The sequence below is a fragment of the Planktotalea frisia genome, from assembly GCF_001890925.1.
GTDB lineage: Bacteria > Pseudomonadota > Alphaproteobacteria > Rhodobacterales > Rhodobacteraceae > Planktotalea > Planktotalea frisia.
The window spans coordinates 1-24705 of record NZ_MLCB01000154.1 but is presented as its reverse complement, the minus strand read 5'-3'; the positions used below and the strand labels follow the sequence as shown (position 1 = coordinate 24705).

Sequence of the window (24705 nt, the reverse complement as noted above, 5' to 3'; positions counted from 1 at the left end):
TCGTAAAAGAGCGAAGAGTTCAGCATTAATCGTCAAACAAGAACCCACCGGGTCCAGTGATCGTGTGTGGTTCCATAAAGCCAAGCACGCCCTCAAAGCCAAGGTTTCGTCCAATACCAGACATTTTCAAACCACCGAATGGCGCACGGCCATCTTGCGACATCGGGCCGTGGTTGTTGAGATATGTGCCACCCGCCTCAAGCCTGCGCGCAAGGGCGACAGCGCGTTCAGCGTCAGGGGTCCAGACAGAGGAACACAAGCCAAATTCGTTGTCGTTGGCGAGGGCAATCGCTTCGTCATCGGTCTTGAACTTCATGATCGGCAGCACAGGGCCGAACTGCTCTTCGCGCACGACGCTCAGGTCTTGATCCGCATCCAAAACCAAAGTCGGACGTTGGAAATATCCACCACCCTGATAGAGCGCTTCGTCGGGAACAGTGCCACTCTCGATCACATCAGCCCCTTTGCTACGGGCCTCTGCGATCATGTCGGTCACGACTTTTAGCTGGCCTGCGTTATTCACAGGCCCCATTGTGGTTTCAGGCAGCAAACCATCGCCCACAATCGCCTTTTCACAAGCAGCGAGCATGCCTTGCACCACATCATCATAGCGGCTTTCGTGCACATAGAGCCGCTTCATCGCCATGCAGATTTGCCCTGTTGAGGCAAAAGTACCCATATACATTTTCATAAACGTCTCTGGGTTCAGTTCCGCATCTTCCAGAACAAGCGCTGCGTCATTGCCCCCAAGCTCAAGCGTCACAGGGGTAAGGCGATGGGACGCCACGCGCATGACGTGCTGGCCAACGCCAACAGAGCCGGTGAAGTTAACCGTACTCACCAATGGATGCCCCACAAGTTCGGTTGGTCTTGCGGGGTTATACAATTCATAGCTTGCACCAGAGCTTGCCGGGCGTGGTTCACCGCCAATGAAGATAGGGGTATCAATGGATGTGGCGTTCATTGGTTGTCTTCTTTGGCAAAACCTTTGGGCGCAAACGGCTTGACACGTTTCGGGTGGCTACAGCGTATGCAGGATTTGCCACTTAATCTATCGATAATTATCAATAAGTGGTATGAATGAACTCGATAGAGCGCAGTGCTTTGCCAAAATTTGCAAAGGCAGGCCTTTGCGCAAAAAACGGATCGCTCTGACGCCATGTGCTGCCTAGAGTGGGCCCATGAACACACATGTTTCACAGGGCCAAGAGGCCAGCTATCACTATAAACTCGTGCGCCGCGCGATTGAGCGTCTCGATTCCAGCGAAGCGCCCGTTTCGCTTGAGGACCTCGCGCAGGAAATGGATCTCAGCCCGACATATCTGCAGCGGTTATTTTCCAAATGGGCAGGTGTGTCGCCGAAACGATACCAACAGTTTCTTGCGTTAGATCATGCGAAAACGCTGCTGCGTGCGCATCATTCTACCTTGGACACAGCGGTCGAGACAGGTTTGTCAGGCGGTGGGCGTTTGCATGACATGTTCCTGCGCTGGGAAGCGATGAGCCCCGGCACCTATGCCAAAGGGGGCGCAGGGTTGACGATTTACACAGGTTGGTTTGATAGCCCCTTTGGTCGTGTTTTGGCTATGGGCACTGACATCGGTCTGTGCGGTATGGCTTTTGCAGAAGAAGCAGGAAATGATGCGACCTACACAGATATGGCGGCCCGCTGGCCGGATGCGACTTTCGTGCAAAGTGAAGACAAGCTGGGGGCTTGGGTCAACGCGGCATTCGGGGGCGCTGGTGAGCGTAAACTCCACCTGATTGGCGCGCCGTTTCAGATCAAAGTTTGGGAAGCCTTGCTGCACGTTCCGACAGGTCACGTCACCACCTATTCCGATATCGCTCGTGCTGTTGGAAATCCCAAAGCGGTGCGCGCGGTTGGTACGGCCGTTGGCAAGAATCCAGTGAGTTGGCTGATCCCTTGTCACCGTGCTTTGCGCAAATCTGGGGAACTTGGCGGGTATCACTGGGGAACGCCGATCAAACGCGCGATGTTGGCTTATGAAAGTGCAGGTCGAGAAGCAAATGCGGCCCAAATGGCGAAATAGTGCTCAAATTCCCCAAAACCAAATCTTGGGAAACTAATTCGCAGGTGTTATAGTACGCTCAGCTCCGATCAACGGAGAGAGCATATGAGGCACAACATGACACGATCTAAATCCCTTTTCGCGCTGTGCGCGGTATCCGTTCTGGCCCTTTCAGCCTGCGTTTCTCCCAACAGTTCCGCGAACAATGATTTCAAGAAAACCAAAAGTGGCACAGCGATCGGCGCAGGGGTCGGTGCCGTCGCAGGATTGATTTCAGGCAACAGCGCACAAGAGCGTAAATCCAACGCAATCAAAGGCGCGCTGATTGGCGCAGCTGGCGGTGCAGTTGTAGGTAACGTCTTGGACAAACAGGCCGCAGAACTTCAGCAAAACCTCGGCAATGATCGCGTAACGATCACCAATACGGGCGATCGTTTGATCGTGACGCTTCCACAAGATATCACATTCGCATCCGATAGCGCGACCTTGTCTGGCGGTATCCAGAGCGATTTGGCGGCTGTTGCGAATAACCTTCAGTCTTATCCTGACTCTACTGTTCAGATCATCGGACACACGGACAGCACTGGCGAAGCTGGTTATAATCAAAACCTCTCGGTTCAGCGCGCGAATGCTGTGACCAACGTTCTTGCGAGCTCAGGTGTTCCGCAGTTCCGTCTGCAAGGCATCGGTCGCGGCGAAGATCAGCCAGTGGCAAGCAACCTCACGGAAGAGGGCAAAGCCCAAAACCGTCGTGTAGAGATTGTTATTCTGCCAACAACCTAAACGTCACAAATTTACGAACATACGCAAAAGCCCTGCCAATTTGGTGGGGCTTTTCATTTTTGCACAGACCCTATGCATAAGGTGCGATTGAAGTTTGCCGCAGACGCGCTCAATTACGCACAAAGCAAATGAACATAAAGGTGCGTAAACATGTCTACTCTCAAAATTCTCGGTATCTCCGGCTCTCTTCGTGAAGGCTCGTTTAACACGCAGCTGATGAAAGCTGCGATTGCCTCATATGGCGCTGCTGATGTCGAAATCGCGGACCTTAACTTGCCACTCTATGATGGTGATCTGGAGGCAAAGGGCATCCCTGACGCGGTTACAAAACTAGGTGCGCAGATCGCTGCGGCGGATGCGATTATCGTGGCGAGCCCAGAGTACAACAAAGGCATTTCAGGCGTTCTCAAGAATGCGTTGGATTGGGCAAGCCGTGTGCCGGGCGATGGTTTGCGCAGCAAGCCAACGCTTCTGATTGGTGCCGCTGCAGGGCGCACGGGCGGTGAAACAGCATATTTCATGACGCGCAATTGCCTGTCCCAGCTTGGCGCTGTGGTGCTGGCGACACCAGCGGTTCTGGTTGCGGGTGCGCATAATGAGTTCAACGAGGACGGCACATTAAAAAGCGAGCAATATCAGAAAAGCTTGGATAATGGCGTTGCCGCTCTGCGCAAAGTTACGCTTAACGGCTAACGAAGTGACGCTTCTGGCCGGAACCCTTCTGGGATCTGGTCAGCGCCCTCCAAGATCAAATCGGCCATGACCTCGGCGATTTTCGGGGCCATGCCGAAACCAATCTTGAACCCGCCATTCGCAATAAACGCGCCCTTGCGCAAAGGGTGATGGCCGATCATCGGCGCGCGTGATTTCGCACGCGGGCGCACACCAGCCCAACGTTCAATCACAGGCGCATCAGCAAGCACAGGAAAGGCTTGGCGCGCACGCGCGATCACGTCATCGAGTTGCGCATCAGTGCTGCTTGCGTCGTCAAACTCCCGCTCGCTGGTCGATCCAATCGCAATCGTTCCGTTTGCATGTGGGATAATGTGCAAAGCATCGGCAAAAAGCTGGGGCGCATCCAAAGGGGTGGCAAATTCCAAGACAGCCGCCTGACCTTTGACGCCATTGCCTACAGGTTGCTCCATCTGATCCGCAAGGGTGCGCAGCCCTTTCCAACCCGTCGCTTCAACCACGATGCCTTGAGGCTCAGAATCAGCTTTCACAAAACAGCCTTTGGTTTCCAACGCGGCCACGAGTGCTTCGCAGGTCATACGCGGATGCATACGTCCGCTGAGGGTATCAAAGATCACCAGCCCTGTTTCGCTTTTTGGCGACCAAGGGCCGGGGGCGTCGATAATATCAAACTGCGCCAACCCTTGCCAAAGGTCCTTGGCACCCTTTTGTCGCGCCTTCGCCAACGCCATCGCGCGATCATCGTTGATGGGTTGTAAGCGTCCCGAGCGTGCATAGCCTGTGCTCTTTCCACCCGTCTCTTCAACGCTGCGCCAATAGCTCTGCGCCATGATCAAACTCTCGAATTGGAACTGTTTCTTGTCGTTCCAATTCTCTGGCGTGTGCGGTGCCAAGGCCCCAACAACGCCACCACTAGACCCTGCGCCAACACCATAAGGATCAATCACTTGCACCTTTGCGCCACGTTGCACACAGCTCCAAGCGATGCTCAGCCCAAAGATGCCAGCGCCATAGATCGTAATGTCAGCCATTGCCATTTGCGCGCCCTCATGTCCAATGCGTTTAAGCAGCACCTAAGGCAAACGCGCATGAACGACCAGACACGCATGACCGACCAGACGGGAAGGCTCGATTGGAACGAGGACGGCGTCCCGATTTCGCAGCGCTTTGATGATCCGTATTTCTCGCTTCAGGATGGTTTAGCGGAAACACGTCATGTGTTTTTGGGCGGAAACGATCTGCCAGAGCGCTATGTCGATGGATTTCATGTGGCCGAACTTGGGTTTGGCACGGGATTGAACTTGCTCGCCACGTGGCAGGCGTGGCGAGAGCATGGGGTGGTTGGCAAGTTGTACTTCACCAGTTTTGAAGCCTTTCCATTGGACGCGACAGAGATGCGCAAAGCATTGGATGCGTTTCCCGAGATGTCGAATTTGGCGTATGAATTGCTGGGCGCACTGACCTCAACGGGTGCCAAACTCGATGATCTCACGTTCGACTTGATCGCAGGCGATGCGCGCGAAACGCTCCCTTTATGGCAAGGTAAAGCTGACGCGTGGTTCCTTGATGGCTTTTCCCCCGCCAAAAACCCAGAACTTTGGGAAGCAACCCTGTTGGCCGAAGTCGGTAAGCATACAAACACAAACGGCACCTTTGCCAGCTACACCGCCGCAGGATTCGTGCGCCGCGCACTCGGTGAAGCAGGTTTTGACGTGCAACGCGTCACAGGATTTGGCCGCAAACGCCACATGAGCATCGGAACCAAACGCGGATGAGCCAAAATAACGCGCCCCTAGGCATCGGTCTGATGATCGCCACGACCTTCGTGTTTGCGATGCAAGACGGCATCTCGCAACACCTTGCGCGCGAATACAATGTGATGATGATCGTGATGGTGCGCTACTGGTTTTTTGCGGCGTTCGTCATCGCTGTCGCATCGCGCGCGAAAGGTGGATTGCGCCAAGCCGTGCGCACGGATCAACCAAAGTTGCAGATTTTCAGAGGTGTTCTGCTGGCCGCCGAAATTTGCATTGCTGTTCAGGGTTTCGTCTATCTGGGCTTGATCGAAAGCCATGCGGTGTTTGCCTGCTACCCTCTTCTCATCGCGGCCCTTTCGGGGCCAGTGTTGGGCGAAAAAGTCGGTTGGCGGCGCTGGGCTGCGATTGGCGTTGGCTTCATTGGAATGTTGATCATTTTACAACCTGGAACAGGGGTGTTTTCACCCTATGCGTTGATCCCGCTCGTCTCTGCATTGATGTTTGCGCTCTATGGATTGCTGACCCGCTTTGTGGCCCGCCAAGACAGTGCGGCCACGAGCTTTTTCTGGACAGGTGTCTCAGGAGCCGTTTTGATGACCATTGTTGGGATAGCGTTTTGGGAGCCTATGAGCGGCCCGGATTGGCTCTGGATGGGCTTGCTGTGTCTCACAGGCGCGGGGGGTCATTTCTTGCTGATCAAAACCTACGAAGTCGCCGAAGCCAGTTCCGTACAACCTTTCGCATACTTGCAACTGGTCTGGGCTTCTTCGCTGGGTCTTTTGATCTTTGCAGAACAGCTTCGAACGAATGTCGTGATTGGTGCATCACTGATTGTTGCGGCAGGAATCTTTACACTTGTACGCGAACGCATGGCAGCACGCCGCGTTTGAGGCTTGCACGAAATGGGTGTGCGTGATTGCCTACACACAAATAAATATCGGAGAGACAAGATGGCTGGAATTTTTGAAACCAAACTCGCAGAACTTGGAGTGACCCTACCAGACGCACCTGCGCCTGCGGCCAACTACGTGCCCTTCGTGCAAGTGGGCGATCTGGTGCATGTGTCAGGACAGATTTCCAACAATGCGGATGGTTTCATCACGGGCAAACTTGGTCAGACAATGACAGCGGACGAAGGCGCAGCAGCGGCCAAAACCTGCGCGATTTCCTTGCTGGCGCAGGCAAAAGCAGCTTGTGGTGGTGATCTGGACCGTCTCGTGCGGGTTGTGAAACTTGTGGGCTTCGTGAACTCCACCGCAGATTTTAGTGACCAGCCCAAGGTTATCAACGGCGCGTCTGACTTTATGGTCGAAGCACTGGGCGATGCAGGTCGTCACGCGCGCTCTGCGGTGTCTGCTGCGTCCTTGCCCTTTGGTGTCGCGGTTGAGATCGAAGGCATTTTCCAGATCAAATGAACCGTTTAGACCCCTCCTTCTTACGCGTTCCCCTCGCGCATCGTGCTTTGCATGATGTGAAGGACGGTCGTCCAGAGAACTCTCGCGCGGCGATCAAAGCGGCAATTGATGCGGGTTATGGCATTGAGATCGATGTTCAGCTGTCCAGCGATGGCGCGGCGATGGTGTTTCATGACTACGACCTAAAGCGCCTCGCCAAGGATAGTGGCCCGATCCAACAACGTTCGGGCGCTGATCTGGCTCGTGTGATTTTGCGTGGCAGTGACGAGGGGATTCCGACGCTTGTTGAAGTGCTGGGATTGGTCGCTGCGCGCGTGCCTTTGCTCATCGAGATCAAGGATCAAGACGGCATGATGGGTGCAAACGTAGGTCGCCTAGAGCAGGCCGTTGCGGGCGATATTGAGGGCTATCTTGGACCGCTGGCGCTAATGTCGTTCAACCCGCATGCTGTGCAACAATTGGCGATCCATGCACCGCTTGTGCCACGTGGGATTGTGACCAGCGCTTATACGGCACAAGACTGGCCGCTGCTTCCTGTTGGCACGCGTGATCGACTGCGCAAGATCGCGGACTTTGACAGTGTCGGCGCGAGCTTTATCTCTCACGAAGTGGAAGATTTAGGAGCGGCGCGTGTGGCAGATTTGAAAACCAAAGGTGCGGATATTCTCTGCTGGACCGTCAAAAGCGAAGCGCAGGAAATCCGCGCGCGTGAGGTGGCAGACAACATTACGTTCGAGCAATATTTGGCGAAGCACCCTGCCAAATGAGCGACACGCCTGTCGAAATCGAGATTGTGCAGAGCCTGTCGCAGATTGCGCCTGAGGATTGGGATGCCTGTGCCTGTCCTGAATCGTTTGATGGCGGTGCGCCCGATGATCCGTTCACGACATATCGCTTCTTGAATGCTTTGGAGCAAAGTGGATCCGTAGGGCAAGGCACAGGTTGGCAGCCGCAATATCTGACAGCAAAGCTAAACGGTGAGTTGATCGGCGTTGCGCCGCTTTATGCGAAAAACCATTCTCAGGGCGAGTATATTTTCGACCATAATTGGGCGCACGCCTATGAAAATGCAGGTGGGCGATACTATCCCAAACTGCAAGTCGCTGTGCCGTTCACGCCTGCGACGGGTCGGCGTTTGTTGGTAAAGCCCGAGTTTGAACAGGTTGGGCAATCAGCGCTGATCCAAGGGGCTGTGCAGCTTGCTGCGAACAATGAAATATCGTCGCTTCACCTGACATTTTGTACCGAACAAGAGATGCACGCAGGTGTTGAAATGGGGCTTTTGGCGCGCGCCAGTCAACAGTTTCATTGGATGAATGACGACTACGAGAGCTTTGATGCTTTTCTCGCGTCGCTCGCCTCGCGCAAGCGCAAGAACATCCGCAAGGAACGTGAGCAAGCAAATGCCTTTGGCGGTACTATTCGTGCTTTGACAGGGGACGACATTCAGCCCGAACATTGGGATGCTTTCTGGCAATTTTACCAAGACACAGGCGCGCGCAAATGGGGCACGCCGTATCTGACGCGGCAGTTCTTTGATATCGTCCAAGAGCGCATGCGCGACGATGTGATCCTTGTTCTGGCTGAACGCGATGGGATGCCCGTCGCGGGTGCGCTGAATTTCATTGGCCGCGATGTGCTTTATGGTCGCTATTGGGGCTGTGTTGAGGATCATCCCTGTCTGCATTTCGAACTCTGTTACTACCGCGCGATTGACGCTGCGATTGAACGCGGTTTGAGCCGTGTAGAAGCGGGCGCGCAAGGCGAACACAAACTTGCGCGCGGGTACTTACCTGTCACAACGCATTCGCTGCATTGGGTTGGCGACAAAGGGTTTTCCGAAGCGATCGAGCGCTATTTGGTAGCGGAACGCGAAGCGATTGAAGAAAACATCGACGTGCTTACGGACTATGGGCCGTTCAAGAAAAACAACGTAGAGGAACAGCAATGAGCGAGACATTATTCGACGACACGCGCGGTCCTTTACTGGACCCTTTGTTCGCCAATGGCTGGAGCATGGTAGAGGGGCGCGACGCGATTGAAAAGCACTTCAAGTTCAAAAATTTCGCCGATGCGTTCGGCTGGATGACCCGCGCTGCGATCTGGTCGGAAAAATGGGATCACCATCCTGAATGGTTCAACGTTTACAACAAGGTGCATGTAATTCTGACGACCCATTCGATTGATGGGCTAAGTGCGCTTGATGCGAAGTTGGCGCGCAAGCTGGATAGTTTGTAGGAACCAAAAAACAAAAAGGCGCATCGTTTGACGCGCCCTTTTTCAAGCTTCTGAGTGGAGCCTACATCACATCCAGCAGACCTTCGCCTGCGGAAATCTCGCACTCGCCGGGGCTGGCTTCTTCGTTCAGATGCGTGACGACGCCGTCCTCGACGACCATCGCATAACGCTTGGAGCGCGCGATCAGGCCAGCGGGTGGGGCATCGAAATCCATGCCAATCGCTTTGGTAAACGCGCTCTCTGCGTCGGACAGCATCGTGATGCCTGCCGCTGTCGCGCCTGTCGCTTCACCCCATGCTTTCATCACGAATGGGTCGTTGACGGACACGCAGATGATTTCGTCCACGCCTTTGGCGGTGAACTGATCCTTGGTGCGCATAAAGCTTGGGACGTGTGCGGAATGGCAAGTCGGTGTGAACGCGCCCGGCACTGCAAAGATCACGACTTTGCGCCCTGAGAGCTTGTCCGCCAAAGCGACAGGCGCGGGGCCAGCATCGCCCAAATGTACCAGTGTGGATGAGGGGAGGCGGTCGCCTTTTGAAATTGTCATGAAGTTATCCTTTGTTGGAATTGCGTTCTTGTCCCTCAAAGATATAGGGTCCGTGCAGATATTCGCCACCCGTATTCAAGAAGGACACGTGTTTATGGCACATTATGTCGTCATCGGAGCAGGCCAAGCAGGCGCTTCGCTTGTGGCCAAGCTGCGCAGCTCTGGTTTTGAGGGTGCGATCACCTTGATCGGCGAAGAACCGGTGCCGCCCTATCAACGTCCGCCTTTGTCGAAAGCGTATTTACTGGGTGACATGGCGTTGGAGCGTTTGTTCCTGCGACCCGAGAGTTTCTATAGCGATCAGAACATCACTTTGAAAATGGGAACGCAGGTTAGCGCGATTAATAGGGAAAAGCGCGAAGTGCATTTGGGCGATGAGGTGATACCCTATGACCAACTCGCGTTAACGACAGGCTCTTCGGCGAATACTTTGCCCGCTTCTATCGGCGGGGCATTGGACGGCGTCTTTACCGTGCGCACTTTGGCGGATGTGGATGCGATGGCGTCTCATTTTGAGGATGGCAAACGCGCATTGATTGTGGGCGGTGGCTACATCGGGCTGGAAGCCGCAGCCGTTGCGCGCAAGATGGGTGTCGAAGTGACAGTTGTCGAAATGGCAGAGCGTATTTTGCAACGGGTCGCCGCGCCTGAGACTTCGGATTATTTCCGTGCCTTGCATCAATCGCATGGCGTTAATGTTCTGGAGGGCGTTGGCCTCAAAAGCCTCAATGGCGAAGGCCATGTGATTGGTGCGAGTTTGACGAATGGCACAGACCTCGACGTGGATTTCGTGATTGTGGGTGTTGGCATCACGCCCAATTCTACGCTCGCAGAACAAGCAAGTCTGACCATCGAAAACGGTATTGCGGTGGATGAGCAGGGCCGCACCTCTGACCCGAACATTTGGTCTGCTGGCGATTGCGCATCGTTTGATCTGCGCGGTGCACGCCGTCGTCTAGAGAGTGTGCAAAACGCGATTGATCAAGCTGAAGCTGTGGCTGAAAACATGATGGGTGCGGGCAAAAGCTACACCCCGAAACCATGGTTCTGGTCCGACCAGTACGATGTGAAACTGCAAATCGCGGGTCTGAACATCGGCTATGATAATGTCGTCGCACGCCGTGATCCCGACAGCCCTGCCGTGTCGTTCTGGTACTATCAGGGCACCACGCTTTTGGCAGTCGATGCGATGAATGATCCGCGTAACTACATGATCGGCAAGCGTCTGATCGAAGCAGGTAAATCCCCGGCGCCCGATGTGATCGCCAACCCAGATACAGACATGAAAGCACTGCTCAAAGCGTGAGGATCATAGGCGGATCATTTCGTGGTCGCGCGCTCGCCTTTGTCGGCAAAGGTGATGCGGGTGCCCATTTGCGTCCAACGACGGACCGTGTGCGCGAAACTCTGTTCAACGTGCTCATGGGCGGGCGCTATGGTGATCCAATAACAGATATGCGGTGTTTGGATTTGTTTGCGGGAACCGGTGCTTTGGGCTTAGAGGCGCTCTCTCGCGGGGCTTCGCACACAACTTTTGTGGAAACTGGTCGCAAGGGGCAAAGTCTGATCTGCGAAAATATCGCACTGTGCGATTGCAAAACCACCACCAAGTTAGTCGCGCGCGATGCGACGCGTTTGCCTGCCAATCCTGATGCGCCGTATGATCTTATTTTCCTCGACCCGCCTTATGCCAAGTCGATGGGCGAGGCGGCTTTGAAAAGCGCACTGGCAGGTGAATGGATCGCCAAAGAGGCGCTGATCCTCTGGGAAGAGAGCGCTAAAATTGCGCCGCCGCCTGAATGTGAACTGTTAGAGACCCGCAAGTTTGGCGGCACAAATATCAGCTTCCTCACCACATAAAAAATGGCCCCATCGCTCGAAAGCAAAGGGGCCAGTGGGGTCGGGGGGAGATTTCTAGGCTATGAGCGTTTTTACCACTCAGAGGGTCCTTTTTGTGCAAATGAATGCACAAGGAAGTCGATGAACGCGCGTACCTTTGGCTGCGTAAAGCGGCCGGGCGGATAGACGGCATAGATGCCTTGTGTCTCGGTCGGTAACTCTGGGATAGCGTCTACCACCAGCCCTTGTTCCATCGCCTCAGAATAAAGGAAGCTCGGGAGGTAAGCGATGCCAAGACCTGCAATCGCTGCGTTCAGCAAGGATTGCCCATCGTTAACACTCAGCCAGCCAGCAGTACGGATTTGACGTTTTTCACCAGAAGGCGCTGTCACTTTCCACACATTGCCGCTCGATTGGTTCGAGTAATGCAGAAGTTTGTGATCATTCAAATCGTCAATCTTCTCGGGCCGTCCATACTTTTCGAAATAAGCAGGTGAGGCGATCATACGTTTCGTCGTCTCGGTCAACTTACGCGCCCGTAGTGAGCTGTCTTCCAACTCACCGATGCGCACGGCCATATCGAAACCTTCGGAAATCAGCTCAACATAGCGGTTGTTCAGCACCATATTGACGGTGATATCGGGAAACTCCGATAGGAAATCGCCAAGGACAGGACTTAGGTGATTGACCCCAAAGTCCGTCGCAACCGAGATGCGCAGCAGGCCAGACGGCGCTGATTGCATCGAGGTGACCAAAGCATCTGCTTCACCCGCATCATTCAAAACACGGCGGGCGCGGTCATAATAAGCGAGGCCAATCTCAGTCGGGCTAACCCGACGCGTCGTGCGGTTCAAAAGACGTGCGCCAAGACGCGCCTCTAGTGACGATACATGCTTGGAAACAGCGGATTTAGAAATCCCCATTTTCTTCGCAGCATCTGTAAATCCACCTTGATCCACAACCGTGGCGAAGGCTTCCATTTCCGTGAGGCGATCCATCTGTGTCTACCTTTGCGTTCCTGTGTTCGAGGATCAGGTATCAACTGCAATAGGGGCGCGATTGGGGCGCTCTCTAGACAATGCTAGGGTTTTGTCGCGGATCGTTTGCGGCATGGAAACAACTCAAACGTCGTCGCTGCTCCTTGATGCATCAATCGCTTGTTCGTATTTTCGGCGCCACTCAGCAAGGTCATCAACTAGTTTGGCGTTGCGTTCTCTGAGCGTCTCTCTGTTACCTTCAAGCCGCTTGATGATGACTGATTTGGCTTCGATTGTGGACTTGAGCTTTTCCACGTTTTCCACCGAAGCCACGTTCTGGTCCTTAAGCGTCGCAGCCGAAGTTTCCAGCATCTCTTGAAGGGTCTTTATCTTTTCTAACGTGAACTGAATTTCGGACTCAAGTTGAGCGTTTTTGAGCAGCAGTGTCTTTTTACTCGTGAAAGCTTGCTGAGCCACCACGTTTAGCTTTGACACTTTTGTGCTCATATTTGCGTCCTTTTCATTACAATGCCGCCCGCTCATCTGGGATCTATACAGATAGGCCGCTCCGGTGCAATTTGCAACTTTCACCGCGCTTGCTTGCGGTCCTATCAAGTATCATCACGTCGCCTTTATAAAGAAGCCGCCAATCGTGTGCCCTGATTGATAGCACGCTTTGCATCGAGTTCAGCGGCAACGTCCGCGCCGCCGATCACATGACACGCAACGCCTTTGGCTTCCAAAGCATCCGCAAGTGAACGATCCGGCAATTGGCCCGCACACAAAACAATCGTGTCTACCTCAAGCAACTCTGGGTTCTCGCGCGCTTCGCCGTAAGAAACATAAAGCCCGCCTTCTTCAACGCGCTCATAGTTCACGCCGCCGATCATCTTGACGTTCTTCATCTTCAAAGCGGCGCGGTGAATCCAACCTGTGGTTTTGCCGAGACCCTTGCCGTGTTTGCTTGCCTTGCGCTGTAACAATGTCACTTCGCGTGCAGGGGCTTCGGGTTGCGGACCCGCAGGGGCAAGGCCGCCCCGTGTCTCAGATGGATCACCCACGCCCCATTCTTCTTTCCACGCTTCCAGATCAACCGTCGGGCTAGTGCCGTCATGCACAAGCGTTTCGGCGACATCAAAGCCAATGCCACCCGCTCCGATGATAGCGACGCGTTTGCCAACCTCAGCTTTGCCGCGCAGCACGTCTATATAAGAGAGCACGTTTGGCATGTCTTGACCTGGGATGCCAACATCGCGTGGCACAACGCCTGTGGCGATAATCACTTCGTCAAACTCAGCAAGCATATCTGCGCTCGCCTCGGTATTTAGCCGCACCTCCACACCGCTCGTCTCCAACATCGTGCGATACCAATCGACGAGGCCCCAGAACTCTTCCTTGCCCGGTACTTGCTTGGCCATATTCAACTGACCGCCGACCTCATCCGCGCGATCAAACAAGGTCACGCTATGTCCGCGCTCTGCGGCGGTGATGGCTGTGCTCAGACCTGCAGGACCAGCGCCAACGACGGCAACCTTTTTAACGCTCAAAGCAGGCTCAATCGTCAATTCCGTTTCGTGGCATGCACGAGGGTTCACAAGGCATGACGTCATCTTGCCGCCAAACGTGTGATCAAGACAGGCTTGGTTGCACGCGATACACGGCGCGATGTGATCGGCTTTGCCAGCCATCGCTTTGCTCACAAACTCTGCATCCGCCAAGAAAGGGCGCGCCATCGAAACCATGTCTGCCGCGCCAGAGCTGATGACATCCTCGGCAACCTCAGGCGTGTTGATGCGGTTGGAGGTGATGACAGGGATGCTCACCTCGCCCATCAGCTTTTTCGTGACCCACGTGAAGGCAGCGCGCGGAACGGATGTCGCAATCGTTGGAATACGTGCTTCGTGCCAGCCGATACCCGTGTTGATAATCGTCGCGCCTGCCTCTTCGACAGCCTTGGCAAGGGTGATGACTTCATCAAAGGTCGATCCATTCGGGACAAGGTCGATCATCGACAGACGATAGATAATGATAAAATCGGTGCCGACGGCTTCACGCACGCGACGCACGACTTCGACCGGTAGACGCATACGGTTCTCGTAAGAGCCGCCCCAACGGTCTGTGCGCTTGTTTGTGTGGGTCACGAGGAACTGGTTCAGGAAATATCCCTCAGAGCCCATAATCTCCACACCGTCATAGCCAGCCTGTTGTGCGCGTGTGGCGGCAACGACGAAATCGTTGATCTGCTTTTCGATGCCCTCTTCGTCCAACTCTTTGGGTGGGAAGGGGGAGATAGGCGACTTTACAGCACTCGCGGACACACATTCAGGACCATAGGCGTAGCGTCCCGCATGAAGGATCTGCATCGCGATCTTGCCATCTGCGTCGTGGACGCGGTCTGTGACGATCTTATGGTTCGCAATGTCTTCGTCACTGAACAGACCTGCGGCACCGGGGAATACACCGCCTTCTTTGCTTGGGGACATACCACCTGTTACGATCAAAGCCGCTTCACCACGGGCGCGTTCAGCGTAGAACTCGGCGACGCGGTTCCAGTCTTTGCTTTCTTCCAGGCCCGTATGCATGGACCCCATAAGCACGCGGTTCTTCAAGGTGGTAAAGCCAAGGTCGAGCGGTGCAAGCATGTGTGGATAAGCGGTCATAGATATCTCCCAAAGTTGCTGCGAGAGTGCGCAACGCACAGCGCAGAGTCACCCGAAACGCAGCGTCAGTTTGCTTTACGTAACTTAGCAATACGTCAGGAAGTTAAGTCGTCTCGACGCAATGGCGGCGAAAGGCACGTTTGACGAGGTCCAATTCAGCCCGAAGAAGCGCGACCTCAGCGCGAATATCGTCGCTCACCGCATCACCTGCGATAATCGTGAAGCTATCAAGCGTCTCGCCGGTATCTTTGTCAAAGATCAAGAACGTCTGCGCACCATCACCGATCAGGTCCACCGGAATAGGAATGCGTACGGCCCATTGGTTCGGCTCGCCTGTCTCTTTGAGCAGCAATTCACCAAGCGGCTTTTCCAAATGGGTTACACCCAAATCGGGTTTTGTGCCATTTTCGTCGATGGCGGTCAGAAGACCTTCCCAAACCCCTTCGAACAGGCGCGTTTTGCTAAGTTCAAATGCACTCATTTTACGGCTCTTTCTGTTATCTGGGTCGGTTTCATCATTTACGTTTTACACTTCGGCCCGTGGGCGTCTGCTGAGCGTGAGATCGCGCAGAGTCACTTGGTTCATCTGTGGCCCTTCAAAGATCAAATCAAGCCACATGTTATCGATGCGCTTTTCGTTGAGTTTGGTGTAGGCGAGGTCAAATTCAACCATCGGCACTTTCTCGTTCAACGGCAGTTCGCGCACGACTTGCTCTGTGTTAGGCCCATGCTTGATGTTAAGGCGCGCGAAGATCTCCAGCGGTTTCTCCATCTCAATAATCGGCTCAAGCCGGATCAAGTGCTTGCGGCGCAAGCCGACTACGCTGGCTTCGGGGAAATCAATCACCAGAGATAGGAACGAGCCGTCAAATTTGAAAACGTCCATGCGCAGACCGTAGGGAGCCAGATCCGCTTCACGCGTGTTGCGAAGTTGGCGCAAGGAAAGCTCGGATAGTTCGCAATCATGGTGCATCGAAATTTCGCCGCCCAGCATCGCTTTGCTTGGAACAGATGCCATGCCCTGCGTCGGCAGAGGACCGCTCCACGCTTCGGGGCGCCAGGCCCAGTCGGAATCATGCGAGGTTTGGATGGCCTGACTGCCAATCAGCGGTAAAGCCAAGCGGTTGTCGGCCACATGAACAAAGCGGTTGAGATGAACCAACAAGCGTCGCGCAGACGCACGCTGCTTGCGCAAGGCAGAGATAGGCGCGCTCTTTGCACCATCTGCGATACGTGCCCAGCCTCGCAAAGAGCGCTTGAACAACATCTTGCTCAGTATGGATTGTTTCTTCGCTGCCATGGTATTCAGTTACCTGCCTGATTGACTGCTCTCGGTGGTACTTTAATCAAATTAAGAGCGGTTTAACAAACGGGCAATGAAGCCTTGGCCACCTTTTTTTACAGGTTCAACTGTTTCGGTTGTGGAATTTTCAGACACATCTTTAGGTTGAGTTTCTGTTTTGGGTTCGCTCGACCCGTTTGACGCAGCCGGAGCCAACCCCAATAGAGAGCCACGCGTCGCTGAAATGCCGCGCGCAAGCGCTGTCAAAAGATCAGCACCCTGGTCGGAAGTTATCTCTGAGCCTTTGGGCGCAAAAAGGCCCAAAAGCACTAGGCGCGTATCAAGTTCAGTCGCGGCGCGCCAATGGATAGGATCTGCGGCAGAAAAGACGTTGTCTCCATTGGTTGCGATCTGGACGAGAGCCAAGTTGCCCTTTTGCTTTGACTGGAGTGTGCGACGGGGGAGGGCTGCGTTGATCAAGTCTTGTCCAGTCGGCGCAGCAGCAGCGCTCCCACGGCGTGCAGAGATTTGCACACTCATGACGGCTGTATCGTCGCCTGCCCCTTTGCCATCTAAAGAAGAGCACTTGGCGAGAATCGCAGAGCTGCCACGCAGACCCGAGCTGACCGAGGTCTCATCTATGCAGAACCCTTTGGGCGCAACGAGCGTAACAGCACCGCGCGCCAAAGTGACCTGCGTCGATTTCGAGACTGCAACGCGCGTTTGCGCGTCTTCAGGCGCAGCATCGCTTTTGGGCGCAAAGGAAAATCCTTCGTCGCTCACACATGCGCTTAACGATGCGCAACACAACAGTACCAAGCCCACATTGCGGGCTTGGCGTTTGTTGAGATCACAGATCCCAATACTCATGCTTTTCTGCCTTACCACCCGGATGCGTCACCGCACCCTTATAGATTTCACCAACTTGGTCTGCATACTTCCAAAGCGCGCCAGAGGCATAGATCGTCTCGCGGGGGCCTTTCCACTCAGCACGGCGCGCGGCCATGTCTTCGTCTGAAATATCTACTTCGAGAGTACCCTCAACAGCATCCAGCGTGATGATGTCACCTTGCTTGAGCAATGCAATCGGACCACCGTGCGCCGCTTCTGGACCAACGTGACCCACGCAGAAACCGCGTGTCGCGCCAGAGAAACGGCCATCAGTGATCAGTGCAACTTTTAGACCCATGCCCTGACCAGACAGCGCCGCAGTCGTTGCCAACATTTCGCGCATACCCGGACCACCAGCTGGACCCTCGTTACGGATCACGAACACGTCGCCTTCGCTATATGTACGGTTCTGCACCGCCTCAAACGCGTCTTGCTCACATTCAAAGATGCGCGCCGGGCCGACGAAACGCTGATGCTGCGCTGCCATGCCAGCAACCTTAACAATCGCGCCTTCGGGGGCGAGATTACCCTTCAGACCCACAACACCACCGGTTTTGGTGATCGGTGTTTCCACAGGATACACAACGCGGCCATCGGCCTTGAGCGTGTGCTTGTCGAGTTCTTCACCGATGGAGTAGCCCGTCGCGGTCATGCAATCCTCGTGCAAAAGACCCGCGCGACGTAGTTCGTTCAGAACAACAGGAACGCCGCCTGCTTCATAAAGGTCTTTTGCAACGTACTGACCACCTGGCTTGAGATCGACGAAGTAAGGTGTGTCGCGGAAGATATCGCAGACGTCTTCAAGGTAGAAATCAATTCCCGCCTCATGCGCCATCGCAGGAAGGTGCAAACCGGCATTCGTGGAACCACCTGTGCAGGCAACAATGCGCGCTGCGTTCTCGAAGGCTTCGCGTGTGCAAATGTCGCGCGCGCGGATGTTCTTCTCGATCAGGTTCATCACGGCGATGCCGGAGGCTTTGGAATATTCATCGCGGCTCTCAAATGGGGCAGGGGCACCAGAAGAGTTCAGCAGACCAAGGCCAATTGCCTCGGAGACACAAGCCATAGTGTTGGCTGTGAACTGACCACCACACGCACCCGCAGAGGGGCAGGCAACGCGCTCAAGGATTTCCAGCTCAGCTTCGGACATCGTGCCGTTTTGCTGATGACCAACGGCTTCGAACATGTCCTGAACGGTGAGGTCGCGATCTGCATAGGCTTCTGGGACCTTAGCACCCTCCGGCGCGCGGCCTGGAAGGATGGAACCACCGTAGACAAAAACGGACGGCACGTTCAGACGGATCATCGCCATCATCATACCCGGTAGGGATTTGTCACAACCCGCAAGTCCGACAAGTGCATCATAGCAGTGACCGCGCATGGTAAGCTCAACCGTGTCTGCAATCGCTTCACGCGAGGCCAATGAGCTGCGCATGCCCTCATGACCCATCGCGATGCCGTCTGTGACAGTGATCGTCGTGAACTCGCGCGGTGTGCCAGATGCGGCTTTGACGCCCAGCTTCGCGGCTTGCGCCTGACGGTTCAAAGAGATGTTGCAAGGCGCCGCTTCGTTCCAGCAGGTCGCAACGCCAACCAGTGGCTGGGGGATTTCTTCTTCGGTCATGCCCATCGCGTAATAGTACGAACGATGCGGCGCGCGGGCGGGGCCCTCGGTCACATGGCGGCTTGGCAGTTTGCTTTTGTCGAACTTGGTCATGAAGGGCTCCCGAAATGCTTTGGATTAGGGGATAAATCAGCAAGGGCAGCGCTGCAAGGTGCGACGTGAGAGGGCGGGTTGATAGAAATACACAAATGCGCAGCTGAAAGTGGTCTAGGCGTTATATCTATGCGATGAGTGTCGAGTCGGCATGACGATTAAGTGCTATAAAAGTCGAGTGTGCGCTTGATGCGCTAAGCTTCGATCTGGAGACGGCATTTTTGAAAGGTAGAGGATGTTTCGAACAATCTTCCAATTATGCGGTAACATTCTTCTGTTGGCGTCAGTTGCCAACGCTCAATCACAACCATCGCGCAATATCTTCTTTGGGTTTGAATTCGTCCTCTCGCCAATCGCTGTCAAATGGAGTTGTGGGGGTGATCGAGCAGAAGACCTAATCGTCTTTGAGGCGCTTATCGAAGCGTTTCCAGGTGATGCTGAAGCGGCAGGGCTAAGCGCGGAAATCGAACGCACATTGCAAGCTTTGGAACGTGGAGGCGGATTGAGCGTCATATTTGGAAATCATTTGTCTGGGGAACAGGAAGCACAAATTTGCGATGCAGCAGAGGCTCTTAGCGTGGATTGGGCAACTCCAGAACATCTAAAGAGTGGGGGAGAGGGTGGAATGTCTGCCGCCCAAAGCGCGGCTTGGGACGAGTTTTGGCAAGTCATTGAACGTTCTTCGTGAACAATTCGGACGTTGACGCTAAGTTTGCATATCAGGCTTAGAGCTTCAAACTTCCAACGCCTCCCACAATATTTGCGCAAACATCCCCTCAAGTAAGCGTTACAAGGTGTTAAATTTGACAGACAGTACCTTAAGCTGCGAAGTTTTGACGATGACAACCGGAAAACGCTTTTTCACATCAGAGGAAATTCGCCCACTCGCGGAGCGGTCCGATCTTTGGGGCGCTTGGCTCATCCTGCACTGCTGGGGCACCATCGCTTTGGCGTTGGTACTTTTCAGTTACGTCCCCAACATCGCGACGTTCGCACTGGCCTTCATTGTCATAGGTTCGCGCCAGCTCGGCCTTGCGATCTTGATGCATGAAGCGGCGCATATGGCGATGTTCAAAACGCGTGGGCTGAATGAGTTTGTCGGGGAATGGCTTTGTGGTCGTCCGATCATGGCGGATTTGCATGAGTACCGGACCTACCACCTCAAACATCACCGTTACACGCAGACAGAATTAGACCCTGATCTCAGACTCTCTGCACCTTTTCCGACGACCAAAGCATCGATGCAGCGCAAATTGATCCGCGACATCACAGGTCAAACGGGTTTCAAGCAGCGTAGCCAACAAATCATGTTCGCTTTCAAAATGGCGGGCGAAGTAGAGGACGGACCAAGCTCGCAAGACCTAGCGCAGGCGTTTTCTGGCCCAGTGATCGGGCGTGCGCTGATGGCCAATGCGACGCTTTTCATTCTGATGTGGGCTTTTGGTGCTTGGTGGTGGTGGCTGGCGTTCTGGGCTTTGCCGTTGCTCACATGGTTCCAACTTGTCCTGCGTGTCCGCAATATTGCGGAGCACGGCGTTGTTGAAAAAGGCGACGATCCTTTGCGCAATGTGCGCACCACCAAGGCTGGCCCGCTCATGCGTTTGTTTCTTGCGCCTTATTACGTGAATTATCACTTAGAGCATCATTTGGTTATGCATGTGCCTTGTCACCGTTTGCCAAAGATGCACGCACTTATGCTGGCGCGTGGTCACGCTGATAAAATGCAGATCGGGCAAAGCTATTGGCAAGTCTTGCGCCTTGCTGCTTCAAAACCTGCGATGCCCTCTAGCGCCTAGCTTCGCGCGCGCCTAGATGTGGCCTATGCTGAAGACGCTTCTCTCTTTTAATTACTCTGCACACGCCCGTTTTGTAGCCCCCGCGCGCGAACGCGCCGAGCTTTGGCGTTTGCTTGTCGGACTCGCTCTTGCAACCTCGGTGATCATGATTTGCTCGCCTCTGATCTGGCAATTCCTGTCCTATGTGATGAGCGAGGACGGTTACCGCACGCTCTCTGATGATTTGGACACGCTTTTGCTGCCGCAAAGCATCCTTGTGCTGCTTTCGTCGTTTGGCTTGATCTGGATCGCGATTGCGGCTGTGGTGATCGTGTTTCACTTGCGTCGACCCGAGACACTACTTGGCCCGCCCACGATTGCGTTTTTGCAAGCGAAGTTCGTTGTAGTGGCGTTGTTGCTGTTGACGGCTGCATTGTTGGTTTTGCCACCTTATGGGTTTGACCCTGCTTTGCAAAATGGTCTGCCCTTTTCGCGGTGGCTTGGGTTTTTGCTACCTGCTGTGATCGCTATTTTCATCCAAACCAGCGCAGAAGAAGTGCTGTTTCGCGGGTATATTCAGCAACAGCTGGCTGCAAAGTTTCAAAACCCACTCATCTGGATGCTTATTCCGTCTGTGCTTTTTGGTCTCGCGCATTATGCGCCGCAAAGCTTTGGCAGCAACACTTGGCTTGTTGTCATCTGGGCGGCGATCTTTGGTGTTCTCGCCGCTGATCTAACCGCGCGCTCTGGCACGCTGGGTCCTGCGATTGCGATGCATTTTGTGAACAACATCTCTGCGCTTCTGATCATTGCTCCGCAGGGCGAAATGTCGGGGCTTGCACTGTTCAACTACCCGTTTGATGCCAGCGATGAGGCGGCAGTGCGCTCGATTTTACCCATCGACTTCGCAATGATGCTGGTCGCATGGCTTGCTGCACGCCTCGCATTGCGGCGCTGATTGCAATTGGGGCCAAGGGTCTTTATCTGCCACTGAAAGAATTACGCAGGAAAGGGACTGCGATGAACTGGATCTCCAACTACGTCCGTCCACGGATCAACTCGATTTTCTCGCGCCGCGAAACGCCAGAGAACCTTTGGTCCAAGTGTGACGAATGCGGCACGATGCTGTTTCACCGTGAACTCAGCGGCAATCTGAACGTCTGCACGTCTTGCGGACATCACATGGCCATCACTGCACGTGATCGTTTTGAAGCCTTGTTTGACGGTGGCATTTTTACTGAAGTTGATGTGCCACAGCCGGTGGCTGACCCTTTGCAATTCAAAGATCAAAAAAAATATCCCGACCGCATGAAGGCAGCCCAGAAAGATACGGGCGAAAAAGAAGCGATGCTTGTCGCCGAGGGCGAAATTGGCCGCACGCCGATCATTGCCGCATGTCAGGATTTTTCGTTCATGGCTGGATCCATGGGCATGTATGTGGGCAACGCGATCATTGCCGCGGCTCAGCGCGCTGTTGATACGGGAAAGCCGCTTGTTTTGTTCTCTGCCGCTGGTGGCGCGCGGATGCAGGAGGGAATTTTGAGCCTTATGCAAATGCCGCGCACAACAGTTGCGGTGCAAATGCTGAAAGAGGCGGGGCTGCCGTATATTGTAGTGCTTACGCATCCGACCACGGGCGGTGTAACGGCGTCTTATGCGATGCTGGGAGATGTGCAGATTGCCGAGCCAAACGCATTGATCTGTTTCGCTGGTCCACGTGTGATTGCGCAGACGATTGGTGAGAAATTGCCAGAAGGTTTTCAGCGCGCCGAGTATCTGCTCGAGCACGGCATGCTAGATCGTGTAACCAAGCGCACAGAGATGAAAGCAGAGCTGGTGCAGATCATCCGCATGCTCATGCATATGCCGCCCCCTGTGATGGGCGATTTGCCGAAGCCTGATTCAGCGGAATTGATTGAGCCTGATGTTGAAGCGGCCGATACTGACGCCAGTGACGGCGAACCCGCGGACACATCAAAGGCTGAGGACGTCAAGGAGTGAGCGCAGTCTCTTCCGATCTCATCCTAGAACGGATGATGACGCTGCATCCTAAAGTCATTGATCTGGTTCTGGATCGTTGCGAACGCTTGCTTGCTGCCTTGGATCACCCTGAGCGCAAGTTGCCGCCCGTTATCCATATTGCAGGCACCAATGGCAAAGGCAGTACTCAAGCGATGATGCGCGCTGGGCTTGAGGGGGCAGGCAAATCTGTCCACGCCTACACCTCGCCGCATCTTGCGCGCTTTCATGAGCGTATCCGCGTTGCGGGTGAACTCATTTCTGAGGAATACCTCACCGAAGTATTGGATGAATGCTACACGGCCAATGGCGGTGAGAGCATCACGTATTTCGAGATTACGACCTGTGCCGCGATGCTCGCTTTTGCGCGCACACCTGCGGATTACACGTTGCTCGAAGTCGGCCTTGGTGGTCGCGTGGATGCAACGAATGTGATTGACACACCTGCGCTGACGATCATCACGCCTGTGTCGATTGATCACCAGCAATTCCTTGGGGACACCTTGCCAGATATCGCCGGCGAGAAGGCGGGTATTATCAAACGTGGTGTACCTTGCATCGTTGGTCCGCAAGAGGATGCAGCGCTCGACGTGATCGAAGCCAAAGCCGCGCGGCTTGGTGCGCCTGTGTTTGCTTATGGTCAGCATTGGCACGTGAGCACAGAGCGCGGTCGGCTGATTTATCAAGATGAGACTGGCTTGCTTGATCTGCCGATGCCAGCTCTCTTAGGGGCGCATCAGGTGCAAAACGCAGGGGCTGCTATTGCTGGGCTGCGCACGCTTGGATTTGGTGAAGACGCCTGTGCGGCTGCGATGGCTGATGCTACGTGGCCTGCGAGGATGCAGAGGTTGAAGAGCGGCAACTTGGTGGACAGCGTGCCGAGCCTTGAGCTGTGGCTTGATGGCGGTCACAACGCTTCTGCTGCTCTGGCGATTTCTGATTTGCTGGACACCCTTCCCAAGCGCGAGACCCATCTGATTTGTGGCATGCTGAACACCAAGGATGTGAGCGGTTATATGCAGCCTCTCGCGCCGCATGTGCACGCCCTACAAGCAGTTAGTATTCCGGGTGAGGCAAACACATTGCCAAGCGACGTCACAGCCAAAGCTGCGCGTGATGCAGGGATGACAGCGTATGAAGCAGACGGTGTTGACAGCGCTTTGAAAGCGATCTTCAAAGCATCGCCAAATGCGCGTGTGCTGATCTGCGGTTCACTTTATCTTGCAGGTCACGTGTTGCGGGAAAACGGTTAACAAAATCTTAATGTTTTCATCGTGTCCTGCTCAGATAATACAACCTTAGGTCTATATTGACCGCGAGAGTCCGAACGCCTAACTTATATTCAACGAAAACGGAAAAACGTTTCGAGCAGGTCTGAGTATTTCAAAGTCAGTCAAAGGCGCTTTTGCGTCAGCTATTTCTATAGCCGCTTTTTCCTTCGCGCTCGCGCCGCAGGGGGCAAAGGCAGATATCGCTTTGGGTCTCTCAAGCGTCGAGTTTGAATTTGGTGGGCAATCGCTGAGCATTCGACGTGCCGCAGACGGCGAAAGCAAACTGCCAAGCACCTATGCGCAATCAGATCGCACATGCCCAGAACATTGCATCGAGCCGGGCACAGCAGCGGCAGGCGTTAAAACCCTGACAGAACTCGAAGTGTTTGCGTTCATGCAGCAAAATGTTTCGCTCGGAACGGGACTTTTGATCGATGCGCGTTTGCCAACCGAATATGCCGATGGCACAATTCCTGGAGCGATCTCTGTTCCGGGCGCGACGCTCGTCGGGAACAACCCTTACCGCGAAGACTTGCTGCTCGCGCTGGGTGCTAAGGGCGCGATCGGCCAGATGGATTTCTCAGGTGCGTTCGATCTTTTGATTTTTGATGATGGACCTTGGTCGCCGACTGCGCGCCAAGCGGTTCAGCTGTTACTGGACGCCGGATATCCGGCGCAAAAGATCCTGTATTATCGGGGTGGTCTCCAGATGTGGCATGTTCTTGGACTATACACAGAGTCCTCGAGCACCCGACTTTTGACGGGTTGACGTCTGACCGTAGAACGATTCAGCTAACCGCATGATCCG

At 54.4% G+C, this 24705-nt stretch carries 27 protein-coding genes; 17 read left to right on the top strand and 10 right to left on the bottom strand.

All coding sequences use genetic code 11. The features are described from left to right. Positions 1–25: 25 nt before the first annotated feature. Complete coding sequence (locus PFRI_RS13155) at positions 26–964, bottom strand: aldehyde dehydrogenase family protein (protein WP_072631162.1); 939 nt, start codon at positions 962–964, stop codon at positions 26–28. Positions 965–1181: 217 nt separating this feature from the next. On the opposite strand from PFRI_RS13155, the gene PFRI_RS13150 reads away from it, so the two are divergent. The 3 genes from PFRI_RS13150 (at position 1182) to PFRI_RS13140 (ending at position 3506) form a co-directional block, all read left to right on the top strand. Beyond that, positions 1182–2051 (top strand): methylated-DNA--[protein]-cysteine S-methyltransferase, encoded by an 870-nt coding sequence (locus tag PFRI_RS13150; RefSeq protein ID WP_072631161.1) that lies wholly within the window; start codon positions 1182–1184, stop codon positions 2049–2051. Between the two features lie 96 nt (positions 2052–2147). After that, a complete protein-coding gene (locus PFRI_RS13145) occupies positions 2148–2813 on the top strand; it encodes a YiaD family glycine zipper/OmpA-like lipoprotein (protein ID WP_072631160.1) in 666 nt (221 codons plus the stop codon). 150 nt (positions 2814–2963) lie between these two features. Beyond that, positions 2964–3506, top strand: coding sequence for an NADPH-dependent FMN reductase (locus PFRI_RS13140; RefSeq protein WP_072631159.1), 543 nt, complete (start codon positions 2964–2966; stop codon positions 3504–3506). On the opposite strand, the gene PFRI_RS13135 is transcribed toward PFRI_RS13140, so the two are convergent. Next, the gene (locus tag PFRI_RS13135) at positions 3503–4543 is read right to left on the bottom strand and encodes an NAD(P)/FAD-dependent oxidoreductase (RefSeq protein ID WP_072631158.1); all 1041 of its coding nucleotides are present in this window, start codon (positions 4541–4543) and stop codon (positions 3503–3505) included. The genes PFRI_RS13140 and PFRI_RS13135 overlap by 4 nt on opposite strands. 69 nt (positions 4544–4612) lie before the next feature. Between PFRI_RS13135 and mnmC2 the strand changes: the two genes are divergently transcribed. From mnmC2 to PFRI_RS13105, 6 genes are read left to right on the top strand one after another with little or no spacing between them, the layout of a single operon-like run. Beyond that, positions 4613–5281, top strand: a complete 669-nt coding sequence (gene mnmC2, locus PFRI_RS13130; RefSeq protein WP_072631172.1) for a tRNA (5-methylaminomethyl-2-thiouridine)(34)-methyltransferase MnmC2 — start codon at positions 4613–4615, stop codon at positions 5279–5281. Continuing rightward, positions 5278–6153, top strand: coding sequence for a DMT family transporter (locus tag PFRI_RS13125; RefSeq protein ID WP_072631157.1), 876 nt, complete (start codon positions 5278–5280; stop codon positions 6151–6153). Before mnmC2 ends, PFRI_RS13125 begins: the two co-directional genes overlap by 4 nt. A 60-nt stretch (positions 6154–6213) precedes the next feature. Then, positions 6214–6678: a RidA family protein gene (locus tag PFRI_RS13120; RefSeq protein WP_072631156.1), complete on the top strand. Its 465-nt coding sequence runs from the start codon at positions 6214–6216 to the stop codon at positions 6676–6678. Then, entirely contained in the window at positions 6675–7445 is a 771-nt protein-coding gene (locus PFRI_RS13115; RefSeq protein ID WP_072631155.1) for a glycerophosphodiester phosphodiesterase family protein, read from the top strand. The genes PFRI_RS13120 and PFRI_RS13115 overlap by 4 nt, the downstream gene beginning before the upstream one ends. Beyond that, positions 7442–8629 (top strand): GNAT family N-acetyltransferase, encoded by a 1188-nt coding sequence (locus PFRI_RS13110; protein ID WP_072631154.1) that lies wholly within the window; start codon positions 7442–7444, stop codon positions 8627–8629. The genes PFRI_RS13115 and PFRI_RS13110 overlap by 4 nt, the downstream gene beginning before the upstream one ends. Then, entirely contained in the window at positions 8626–8916 is a 291-nt protein-coding gene (locus tag PFRI_RS13105) for a 4a-hydroxytetrahydrobiopterin dehydratase (protein WP_072631153.1), read from the top strand. Before PFRI_RS13110 ends, PFRI_RS13105 begins: the two co-directional genes overlap by 4 nt. A gap of 61 nt (positions 8917–8977) precedes the next feature. Here the strand turns inward: PFRI_RS13105 and PFRI_RS13100 are convergent, their stop codons facing one another. Continuing rightward, entirely contained in the window at positions 8978–9466 is a 489-nt protein-coding gene (locus tag PFRI_RS13100) for a peroxiredoxin (protein WP_072631152.1), read from the bottom strand. Between the two features lie 94 nt (positions 9467–9560). Here PFRI_RS13100 and PFRI_RS13095 point away from each other — a divergent pair, with 94 nt between their 5' ends. Next, complete coding sequence (locus PFRI_RS13095; protein WP_072631171.1) at positions 9561–10772, top strand: NAD(P)/FAD-dependent oxidoreductase; 1212 nt, start codon at positions 9561–9563, stop codon at positions 10770–10772. Beyond that, complete coding sequence (rsmD, locus tag PFRI_RS13090) at positions 10769–11326, top strand: 16S rRNA (guanine(966)-N(2))-methyltransferase RsmD (protein WP_072631151.1); 558 nt, start codon at positions 10769–10771, stop codon at positions 11324–11326. Before PFRI_RS13095 ends, rsmD begins: the two co-directional genes overlap by 4 nt. Before the next feature lie 71 nt (positions 11327–11397). On the opposite strand, the gene PFRI_RS13085 is transcribed toward rsmD, so the two are convergent. From PFRI_RS13085 to ilvD, 7 genes are all read right to left on the bottom strand, one after another. Further along, entirely contained in the window at positions 11398–12303 is a 906-nt protein-coding gene (locus PFRI_RS13085) for a LysR family transcriptional regulator (RefSeq protein WP_072631150.1), read from the bottom strand. A gap of 123 nt (positions 12304–12426) precedes the next feature. Further along, complete coding sequence (locus tag PFRI_RS13080) at positions 12427–12789, bottom strand: hypothetical protein (protein WP_072631149.1); 363 nt, start codon at positions 12787–12789, stop codon at positions 12427–12429. Positions 12790–12914: 125 nt separating this feature from the next. Continuing rightward, positions 12915–14942 (bottom strand): NADPH-dependent 2,4-dienoyl-CoA reductase, encoded by a 2028-nt coding sequence (locus PFRI_RS13075; RefSeq protein WP_072631148.1) that lies wholly within the window; start codon positions 14940–14942, stop codon positions 12915–12917. A 103-nt stretch (positions 14943–15045) separates the two neighbouring features. Next, positions 15046–15423, bottom strand: a complete 378-nt coding sequence (locus PFRI_RS13070) for a hypothetical protein (RefSeq protein ID WP_072631147.1) — start codon at positions 15421–15423, stop codon at positions 15046–15048. 45 nt (positions 15424–15468) lie between these two features. Further along, complete coding sequence (locus tag PFRI_RS13065; protein ID WP_072631146.1) at positions 15469–16242, bottom strand: DUF6478 family protein; 774 nt, start codon at positions 16240–16242, stop codon at positions 15469–15471. Between the two features lie 51 nt (positions 16243–16293). Then, a complete protein-coding gene (locus tag PFRI_RS13060) occupies positions 16294–17094 on the bottom strand; it encodes a hypothetical protein (protein WP_072631145.1) in 801 nt (266 codons plus the stop codon). Next, positions 17075–18832: a dihydroxy-acid dehydratase gene (gene ilvD / locus PFRI_RS13055; protein ID WP_072631144.1), complete on the bottom strand. Its 1758-nt coding sequence runs from the start codon at positions 18830–18832 to the stop codon at positions 17075–17077. Before ilvD ends, PFRI_RS13060 begins: the two co-directional genes overlap by 20 nt. A gap of 235 nt (positions 18833–19067) precedes the next feature. Between ilvD and PFRI_RS13050 the strand changes: the two genes are divergently transcribed. The 6 genes from PFRI_RS13050 to PFRI_RS13025 all read left to right on the top strand — a co-directional run bounded on the left by PFRI_RS13050 (position 19068) and on the right by PFRI_RS13025 (position 24666). Beyond that, positions 19068–19520, top strand: coding sequence for a hypothetical protein (locus tag PFRI_RS13050; RefSeq protein WP_072631143.1), 453 nt, complete (start codon positions 19068–19070; stop codon positions 19518–19520). 115 nt (positions 19521–19635) lie between these two features. After that, positions 19636–20628, top strand: a complete 993-nt coding sequence (locus PFRI_RS13045) for a fatty acid desaturase family protein (protein WP_342742265.1) — start codon at positions 19636–19638, stop codon at positions 20626–20628. Positions 20629–20653: 25 nt separating this feature from the next. After that, entirely contained in the window at positions 20654–21565 is a 912-nt protein-coding gene (locus PFRI_RS13040) for a CPBP family intramembrane glutamic endopeptidase (RefSeq protein ID WP_072631170.1), read from the top strand. 62 nt (positions 21566–21627) lie between these two features. Next, on the top strand, positions 21628–22608 hold the full coding sequence (accD, locus tag PFRI_RS13035; RefSeq protein ID WP_072631169.1) for an acetyl-CoA carboxylase, carboxyltransferase subunit beta: 981 nt from the start codon (positions 21628–21630) through the stop codon (positions 22606–22608). 32 nt (positions 22609–22640) lie between these two features. Continuing rightward, positions 22641–23879: a bifunctional folylpolyglutamate synthase/dihydrofolate synthase gene (locus PFRI_RS13030; RefSeq protein WP_072631168.1), complete on the top strand. Its 1239-nt coding sequence runs from the start codon at positions 22641–22643 to the stop codon at positions 23877–23879. Positions 23880–24102: 223 nt separating this feature from the next. After that, positions 24103–24666, top strand: coding sequence for a rhodanese-like domain-containing protein (locus PFRI_RS13025; RefSeq protein ID WP_072631141.1), 564 nt, complete (start codon positions 24103–24105; stop codon positions 24664–24666). The last annotated feature ends 39 nt before the right edge of the window (positions 24667–24705 follow it).